Source organism: Aminobacter sp. P4_H6_2 (assembly GCF_056400805.1).
The window spans coordinates 1-7,435 of the sequence record NZ_JBFUKO010000261.1; the positions used below are offsets into that span (position 1 = coordinate 1).

Here is a 7,435-nt window from a genome sequence, read left to right on the forward strand (position 1 = left end):
CGTCATGCGCTTCGACCATGACGGACGCACCTTTGCCATCTACCGCAGCCCGGATGACGAGTTCTTCGCCACCGACGGCCTGTGCACGCACGAGCASATCCATCTGTCGCAAGGGCTTGTCATGGGCGACATCATCGAGTGCCCCAAGCACAATGGCCGCTTCAACTACAAGACCGGTGCCGCTCGTGGCGCGCCCGTCTGTGTCAACCTCAAGACCTATCCGGTGAAAGTCGACGCCGGCAAGGTCTTCGTCCAGCTGGGTTGAAACCAATGGCGGCGGGAATGGTCATCATCGGTGCCGGCGAATGCGGGACACGCGCGGCCTTTGCACTTCGCGAGGCAGGCTATGACGGCACGGTCACGCTTGTCGGCGCCGAAGCACATCTGCCCTACGAGCGCCCGCCACTGTCGAAGGAGGCGATGGTCGATCCTGAAGCTCCGTCCATCAAAGCCATTGCGGATACCGCCCGCCTCGCAGAACATCGCATCGACTTGCTCGGCTCGACCTCGGTCACCTCGATCGACCGGGCGAACCGCACGATCCGGCTCACCAACGGGTCCGACCTCGACTACGACCAGCTTTTGATTGCAACGGGTTCCATCCCGCGCAAGCTGCCGATGGGCGGCCTCGGGCCACGTTGCGTTGATCTCCGCACTTTCGACGACGCGCTCGCCATTCGTGCCCATCTGCGTACCGGTTCGCATGTCGCCATCGTCGGCGGCGGTTTCATCGGGCTCGAACTCGCCGCATCGGCGCGCAAGCTGGGTGCATTGGTCACCGTCATCGAAGCCCAGCCGCGGATCCTCATGCGTGGCGTTCCCGAGGAGATTGCCCAGGTCGTCCACGAGGCCCACTGTGCTGAAGGCGTCGACATTGTCTGCGGCGACGGCATCGCCTCGATCGAAGACAACGGCACCAGCGTCCGCATCACGCTTTCAAGCGGCACGGCTATTGCGGCTGACCTCGCCATCATCGGCATCGGTGCCATTCCGGTCACCGCGCTTGCCGAAACTTCCGGCCTGGCCCTCAACAACGGCATCGCGGTCGATGCCCAGCTACGCACCAGCGACCCGCACGTCTTTGCAGYCGGCGACTGCTGCTCGTTCCCGCTCGCCGTCTATGGCGACCGCCGGGTGCGGCTGGAGGCATGGCGCAGCGCCCAGGAGCACGGCGCACTCGCCGCGCGCAACATGCTGGGCGCTGAAGAAGCGCATGGGGCGGTGCCCTGGTTCTGGTCCGATCAGTATGGGCTTACGCTGCAAATCGCCGGCCTGCCCGACGAGGGCGAGCTTTCGGTGCGCCGCGATCTCGACGACGGCGCCTTCATCCTGTTTCACCTCAAGAACGATGGCCGCCTGGTCGCTGCCAGCGGCATCGGTCCAGGCAATGCGGTCGCCCGCGACATYAGGCTCGCCGAAATGCTGATTGGCAAATCGGCGCACCCTGACCCAGCGGCACTGGCCTCGCCTTCGACCAAGCTCAAGAGCCTGCTCGCCGCCTGATTTAGGTAAAAGCAGCTTGAGAATCGGATGGGTTTCCGTGACTCTGCGTTGGGGTGGCTTGCCTCGCGGAGGTGTCAAAAATGCCGGTCACGGAATTCGGACGCATGGACGATGGATCGCTTGTCGAAGCGATCACCATTGCCGCCCCAGGCATCGAAGCCAAAATCCTCACCTTCGGCGCAACACTTGCCGATCTGATTGTTGAGACGCCGAGCGGTCCGCGCTCCGTGATCCTGGGTTTCGACGATTTCGACGGATACCTCACCCATGGCGGTTATTTCGGCGCCATTGCCGGGCGCTGCGCCAACCGCATTGCCGGCGGCCGCTTTACTCTCGATGGACAGGAACATCAGCTTGATCTCAACGAAGCCGGCCGCACCCATTTGCATGGCGGTGGTGACGGCTTCTTCCGCCGCAACTGGACCATCGTCGACACCAGCGAGAGTTCCGTCCTGCTCGCCTTGACCTCGCCCGACGGCGACCAGGGCTATCCCGGCAAGGTCATCGCCACCTGCCGCTACTCCCTCACATCAGTCCGCCTGAGCATCGCGCTCGGCGCGCGCGCGGACGCACCCACTTTGGTCAATCTCGCGACGCATGCCTACTTCAACCTCGACGGCTCAGGCTCGATCCTCGACCACCGCCTCAAGATCGCCGCCGAGGCCTACACGCCGGTCGACGGACAAAGCATTCCAACCGGCGAGGTGCAGGCGACTGACGAAACCGTCTTCGACTTCCGCGAACTACGTCCGATCCGAAACGGGCCGGACGGTGCTCATACCGCCTACGATCACAATTTCGTCCTGGCCATGCAGCCAGCACCCGAACCATGGCACGCGGCCCGGCTTGAGGGCGCGCGGTCGGGTATCCGCCTCGACCTCTGGACCACCGAGCCGGGGCTGCAATTCTACGATGGGGCTTTCCTGCCCGTCGCACCACCGTTGCGCGGCGGCATCGAGCCGGTACGCCATGGCGGGCTTTGCCTGGAGCCGCAGCGTTTTCCAGATGCCATCCATCATCCGCATTTCCCGAGCGCAGTGCTGAGGCCGGGTGAGATCTATTCGCAGGTCACCGAATATCGGTTCTCAATGGTGGAGTAGCTACACCCAGCCGCCGTCGACGACGAAATTCTGCGCCGTGCACATCTTGGAATCGTCGGCGGCGAGAAACAGCGCCATCCGCGCGATGTCGTCAGGCATCACACGCCCGGCCAGGCATTGGGCCTTGTCGATCTCGGCGTTCGCCGCGTCGTCGACCCAGAGGTCGAGTTGGCGTTTGGTCATCACCCAGCCCGGCACCAGCGTGTTCACCCGGATGCCGTGCTTGCCGAGGTCGCGGGCAAAGGAGCGCGTCATGCCGTGCACAGCCGCCTTGGACGACGCATAGATCGGATAGCCACCCGACGCCTTCATCCAGCCGATCGAGCCGAAATTGACGATCGAGCCGCCGCCCGCAACGATCATGCCGGGCGCAACCGCCTGTATGGCAAAGAACGCATGCCGCAAATTCACCGCCACGCGGCTGTCGTAATAGTCCGGCGTCACCTCGCGCCAGTCGTGGCGCGTGTCGTTAGCGGCGTTGTTGACCATCGCAAGCGTTGGCCCATGCAAGGCCTCGATCTCGGCGATTGCGTTCCGATAGGCCTCGATGTCGGTGACATCGCACTGCCGGAAAGCCACCGTGCCGCCTGCAGCCACCAGCTCGTCGGCCAGCGCCTTGCCCTCGGTCTCGGCCAGATCGACGAAGCCGACCCTGGCGCCCTGCCCGGCAAAACCGCGTACCAACGCCTCGCCGATGCCGGTCGCACCGCCCGATATCAGCACCGGTCGTCCTGCAAGGCTTGGATAGTTTCCCATCATCTCCGTCATCTCACAGAGCTCGAACGGCAACCGGCGCCGTCGCCCGCGCCAGCTTGAGCGGGTTTCTCAGTGGCAGGCCGAAATCCTTGGCCTCGATCTCGAACACATCGCCCGGCTCGGCCTTCACCCCATCGGCAAAGGACAGGGTTGCCGTGCCAAACATGTGCACATGCACATCGCCCGGCTGGCGGAAGACGCCATACTTGAAATGGTGGTGCTCAAGATTGGCGATGGTGTGAGACATGTTGGCCTCGCCCGACAGGAACGGCTTTTCCCATATCGTCCTGCCCGCACGGATGATCCGCGACGTGCCCCTGATATCAGCCGGAAGATCGCCCACCAAAATCTCCGGGCCAAAGGCGGCGTTCCTCAGCTTCGAATGAGCGAGGTAAAGATAATTGATGCGCTCAGTCACGTGGTCGGAGAACTCGTTGGCGAGGGCGAAACCGATGCGATAGGGCGTGCCGTCGTCGCCCACCAGATAAATGCCGGCGATCTCCGGCTCCTCGCCGGCGTCGAGCGCGAAAGAAGGCGACGTCAGCGCCTTGCCGGGGTCGACCACCATGTTGCCATTGCCCTTGTAGAACCACTCCGGCTGAACGCCCACCTGGCCGCGCGCCGGCTTGCCGCCTTCGAGCCCCATGCGAAACATCTTCATGGAGTCGGTCAGGGCTTCGTCGCCCTCGGCATTCAGCTTCTTGTGCATGCTGTCGCGCGTCGCCGCTGAGCCCAGATGGGTAAGCCCTGTGCCTGTGAGATGCAGATGCGCGGGGTCGGGATGCCGGACCGGCGAGAGCAATTGCCCGGCGCGCGCTGCCGCATCGAGGTCGACGACGTCGCCCAGGCCTCGATCGGCCACGACTGTGGCGAGCGTCGTTCCAGCGCGAACCGCCTCCAGCGCCAGCGCATAGATCGACTTGGCATCGTTGACCATGCGCGCGGTCTCACCCTCGCGTACCGCCACCCGGCTCTTGCCGTCGGCGGAGATTATCTGGGACATCAGCATTCCGGCACTCCTTTCGTTTCGCCGCAACCGTCTCCGGTGGTCGGCGAAAAACTTGCCTCCGCGAGACGGCGTACCGCCCGCGTTCAAACCCTCGATCTCATGATTGCGGCCCTGCCTCGCAGCGCCGCCGTCAGCCGCCTCTGCGGCTCAAGTCTTGTTCTTGTTGTAGACGTCGAACACCACCGCCCCGAGCAGCACCAGGCCCTTGATCACCTGCTGCCAGTCGATATTGACGCCCATGATCGACATGCCGTTGTTCATCACGCCCATGATGAAGGCGCCGATGACCGCCCCCGCCACCTGGCCGACGCCACCCATTGCCGACGCCCCGCCGATGAAGACGGCGGCAATGACGTCGAGCTCGAAGCCCAGTCCCGCCTTCGGCGTCGCGGTATTGAGGCGTGCGGCGAAGATGAGGCCGGCGAGCGCCGCAAGCACCCCCATGATGATGAAGACGGTGAAGGTCAGCCGCTCGGTCTTGACGCCCGAAAGCTTGGCCGCCTTCTCGTTGCCGCCCATGGCGTAGATGCGCCGGCCAAGCGTCGTGCGCTTGGTGACGAACACGAACAGCGCGATCAGCACGCCCATCACGATCAGCACGTTGGGCAGGCCCTTGTAGGATGCCATCATGTAGGTGAGGAACAAGACGATGCCGGCGATCACCACGTTCTTGGCGACGAACAGCGCGAAAGGCTCGGCCTCGTAGCCGTGTTTCTCGCGGCTGGCCCGGCTCTTGATGGCGAAATAGAGCATGGCCGTAACGATCGCGAGACCGATCACCAGCGTTGTCGAATGCAGCTTCACCCCGGCAACCGACATCGGCCCGATCACATCGGGGATGAAGCCTGCGCTGAGCAACTGGAACTCGGGCGGAAACGGTCCCACCGACTTTCCGCCGAGCAGCCACAAGGCGAGGCCCTTGAACACGAGCATGCCGGCGAGGGTGACGATGAAGGACGGGATCTTCATATAGGCGATCCAGTACCCCTGGCTGGCCCCGATGAAGCCGCCGACAACCAGGCAGATCAGCGTCGCGAGGATCGGGTCGAGCTTGTATTGCACCATCAGCACCGCCGCGATCGCGCCAACGAAGCCCGACACCGACCCGACCGACAGGTCGATGTGGCCGGAGACGATGACCAGCAGCATGCCAAGCGCCATGATGATGATATAGCTGTTCTGCAGCACCAGGTTGGTGAGGTTCACCGGCTTGAACAGGACGCCGCCGGTGAAATACTGGAAGAACACCATGATGGCGATCAGCGCCAGCACGAGGCCGTAGTCGCGCAAATTGCTTTGCCAGGCCGAGCGCGCCGCGGAATTGGCCGGCCGGTTGGCCTGCGCTGCCGTTTCTGTGCTCATGACGCTTTCGCCTCCCCGCGCACGATGGCGCGCATGATCTTTTCCTGGCTCGCCTCGTTGCCGGCCATTTCGCCGACGATGCGGCCTTCGTTCATCACGTAGATGCGGTCGCAGATGCCGAGCAGTTCCGGCATCTCCGATGAGATCACCAATATGCCCTTGCCCTCGCCGGCCAGCCTGTTGATGATCGTGTAGATTTCGTATTTGGCACCGACGTCGATGCCGCGTGTCGGCTCATCGAGGATCAAGACGTCGGGATTGGCAAACAGCCACTTCGACAGCACCACCTTCTGCTGGTTGCCGCCGGAAAGGTTGCCGGTCTTCTGGTAGACGCTCGACGAGCGAATGTTGGTCTTCTTGCGATAGTCGTTGGCGGCATTCAGCTCGGCGATGTCGTCGAGAACCCCGCCATGTGACACCGCCTTGAGATTGGCGACCGTCACATTGTGCTTGATGTGGTCAATCAGGTTGAGCCCGTAGGTCTTGCGGTCCTCGGTGGCGTAGGCAAGCCCATGCGCCACCGCGCGCCCGACGGTCGACGCATCGACCTTCTTGCCGTGGACGAAGACCTCGCCGCTGATCCTGGTGCCGTAGCTCTTGCCGAACACGCTCATGGCGAACTCGGTGCGCCCGGCTCCCATCAGCCCGGCGATGCCCACGACCTCGCCCTTGCGGAGGTTGATATTGACACCCTTGATGATCTGCCTGTCGGGATGCACGGGGTGATGCACCACCCAGTCCTTCACCTCGAAGATCGTCTCGCCGATGTTGGGCGAGCGGCTTGGAAAGCGGTCCTCCAGCGTGCGCCCCACCATCGAGGTGATGATCCGGTCCTCGGTGATTTCGTGCGGGTCGAGCGTCTCGATGGTCTGGCCATCGCGCAAAATGGTGATGCGGTCGGCCACCTTGCTCACCTCGTTGAGCTTATGCGAGATCAGGATCGAGGAAATGCCCTTGCCCTTGAACTCTATGAGCAGCTGCAGCAGCGCGTCGCTGTCTTTTTCGCTCAACGATGCCGTCGGCTCGTCGAGGATGAGCAGCTTCACTTCCTTCGACAGCGCCTTGGCGATCTCCACCAGTTGCTGCTTGCCAACACCGATATTGGTAATCAGCGTGTCGGGGTCCTCGCGCAGGCCGACGCGCTTGAGCAGTTCGGCCGCGCGCCGCCTGACCAGGTTCCAGTCGATGATGCCGCAGCGCGACTGCTCGTTGCCGAGGAAGATGTTTTCGGCGATCGACAAGAGCGGCACCAGCGCCAGCTCCTGGTGAATGATGACGATACCCGCGCGTTCGCTGTCGTGGATGCCGCCGAAACGGCATTCCTGGCCCAAATAGCGGATTTCACCCGAATACTCGCCAAAGGGATAGACGCCTGACAGCACCTTCATCAGCGTCGACTTGCCTGCGCCGTTCTCGCCGACGATGGCCAGGATCTCCCCAGCCCGGACGTCCAGATTGACGTTCTGCAGCGCCTTGACGCCTGGAAACGTCTTGGTGATGTCGCGCATTTCAAGGATTGTGCTGTCCGTCATCCGAACTCTCGATCCAGCAACGAAGAAGGCAACCGCACGCGCAGTCTGCCGCACTTCTGGAGAGAAGAAAACGCCTATGCGCCGAGCCTGCCCTTCCCCCGCAAGATGCAGGAGAAGGGTTGGGTTCGAAAGGGCGCCTTCGCTTACTTAAGCTCGTCGGCCTTGATGTAGCC

7 protein-coding genes are annotated in these 7,435 nt (G+C 63.1%); 3 read left to right on the forward strand and 4 right to left on the reverse strand.

Annotated elements, in window-relative coordinates:
• The 3 genes from AC1DUU_RS18220 to AC1DUU_RS18230 form a co-directional block, all read left to right on the forward strand.
• The coding region (locus AC1DUU_RS18220) for a MocE family 2Fe-2S type ferredoxin (RefSeq protein ID WP_476784812.1) at window positions 1-265 on the forward strand (265 nt) is incomplete at its 5' end.
• A 17-nt stretch (window positions 266-282) separates the two neighbouring features.
• Window positions 283-1,503: an NAD(P)/FAD-dependent oxidoreductase gene (locus AC1DUU_RS18225; RefSeq protein WP_476784813.1), complete on the forward strand. Its 1,221-nt coding sequence runs from the start codon at window positions 283-285 to the stop codon at window positions 1,501-1,503.
• 80 nt (window positions 1,504-1,583) lie between these two features.
• Window positions 1,584-2,603 (forward strand): aldose epimerase family protein, encoded by a 1,020-nt coding sequence (locus AC1DUU_RS18230; protein ID WP_476784814.1) that lies wholly within the window; start codon window positions 1,584-1,586, stop codon window positions 2,601-2,603.
• Here AC1DUU_RS18230 and AC1DUU_RS18235 read toward each other — a convergent pair whose 3' ends face one another.
• The 4 genes from AC1DUU_RS18235 to mmsA all read right to left on the reverse strand — a co-directional run bounded on the left by AC1DUU_RS18235 (window position 2,604) and on the right by mmsA (window position 7,262).
• Window positions 2,604-3,371, reverse strand: coding sequence for an SDR family NAD(P)-dependent oxidoreductase (locus tag AC1DUU_RS18235; RefSeq protein ID WP_476784815.1), 768 nt, complete (start codon window positions 3,369-3,371; stop codon window positions 2,604-2,606). It lies immediately after the preceding gene.
• Window position 3,372: 1 nt separating this feature from the next.
• Window positions 3,373-4,368 carry an AraD1 family protein gene (gene araD1, locus AC1DUU_RS18240; protein ID WP_476784816.1) on the reverse strand — a complete coding sequence of 332 codons (996 nt, stop codon included), beginning with the start codon at window positions 4,366-4,368 and terminating at the stop codon, window positions 3,373-3,375.
• A 147-nt stretch (window positions 4,369-4,515) separates the two neighbouring features.
• On the reverse strand, window positions 4,516-5,730 hold the full coding sequence (gene mmsB, locus AC1DUU_RS18245) for a multiple monosaccharide ABC transporter permease (protein ID WP_476784817.1): 1,215 nt from the start codon (window positions 5,728-5,730) through the stop codon (window positions 4,516-4,518).
• Entirely contained in the window at window positions 5,727-7,262 is a 1,536-nt protein-coding gene (mmsA, locus tag AC1DUU_RS18250) for a multiple monosaccharide ABC transporter ATP-binding protein (RefSeq protein ID WP_476784818.1), read from the reverse strand. The genes mmsB and mmsA overlap by 4 nt, the downstream gene beginning before the upstream one ends.
• Window positions 7,263-7,435 lie beyond the last annotated feature (173 nt).